The following is a 1,225-nucleotide window of genomic DNA, read 5'->3' as shown; positions in this document are numbered from 1 at the left end:
CGCGCCGGTCCGGGGTCCAGCTCCAGGTCGTCCGGGGCGACGCCCCGCACGTCCTGGAGAACCTGCCGGAGCCCGATGTGGTGAGGATCACCGGTGGGGGAGCGGACGTGATCGCCGCCGCCGCCGACCGGCGCCCCGAGCGGATCGCCGCCCACGTCCCCACCCGGGACGCCGCCGAACTCGCGGGCCGCCGCCTGGCCGAGCGCGGTTACCGGGTCGACTGCTCGCTCCTGCAGTCCGTCGCGCTGGACGCCGAGCAGTGGACCGAGAAGGGCAGGAGCGTCGGCTTCCTGCTCTGCGGTGAGCTGCTGCGCAACCGCCCGTAGGCGGCGTTCCGCGGACCCCCCTCCAGTAGCGCCCCGTGATCGAACGGTGTCGGGGCGCGGGGTAGGCTGGCCGATCGTTGTACCGCGCCTGGATTTCGGTTCTCGTCGGACCATGTCCGGACAAGACCGCCGGGTGGACCGACGGGTGGGGTACGACGGCGCCGGAGGCGCACGAGAAGGTGAGTTCCAGGACGGACCTTGCCGAATCGGCCTGCGTCGGAAGGCGGGGGACGGCGACAATGCGAGTCGACGCCTCCTCGTCCGAGTGGGCGGGTCTCTCGTGCCGCTCGGCGGGCCCGCTCGTTCAACAGGACGGGCGGACCGCGCGCCGCTCCGGACGAGCAGGTCGTAAGAGGCATCAACCGATGGGCGAGGGGTACGCATGACCGACACCGGCCAGGTCCCGGGCGAGGGGCTGCCGGAGAGCGCAGGCACGGTGGAGCAGCCGGGCGTCGCCACGCCGGGTTCCTACACCTACCTCTCCGAGCCGACCGCCGAGGAAGACGATCTCCTGCTGCTGCCGGGCGCCCAGGGCGCCTGGGGCAACGAAGTGCCGCCCGGGCAGGAGGGCGCGTACCCGGAGGGGGCCTACCCGGACGGCGGTCACCCGGAAGGGGCCTACCCGGAACAGCACGTCCACGTCGGGCCGCAGGCGACCCCCGCCGAGCAGCAGGCCGCCTACGCCGGCCAGGCCTACGCCGAACAGCAGACGGTCCAGCAGGAGGCCGCCGGGCAGGCGCCGCCGGCCACCCAGGAGCCGGGCACGGCCGCGCACGGCGTGCAGGAGCAGGGCATGAACGAGCAGGGTCCGCACGGGCAGGGTCCGCACGAGCAGGGCTTCCACGGCCGGCCGCAGGACGCCCGGGCGGAGACCTCGCACGTCACCGGTGTCCACGACA

2 pseudogenes are annotated in these 1,225 nt (G+C 74.1%); both read left to right on the top strand.

Annotated features, from left to right (window positions below):
• Positions 1-326 (top strand): annotated as a pseudogene (locus tag HW445_RS31645) (precorrin-6y C5,15-methyltransferase (decarboxylating) subunit CbiE); the annotation flags it as partial.
• A 382-nt stretch (positions 327-708) separates the two neighbouring features.
• Positions 709-1,225: pseudogene (locus tag HW445_RS31640) on the top strand (5,6-dimethylbenzimidazole synthase); the annotation flags it as partial.

The organism is Streptomyces sp. UH6 (assembly GCF_013421635.1).
GTDB lineage: Bacteria > Actinomycetota > Actinomycetes > Streptomycetales > Streptomycetaceae > Streptomyces > Streptomyces abyssomicinicus.
Note: the sequence above shows the minus strand (reverse complement) of the source record. Positions and strands in the feature narration are given on the sequence as shown.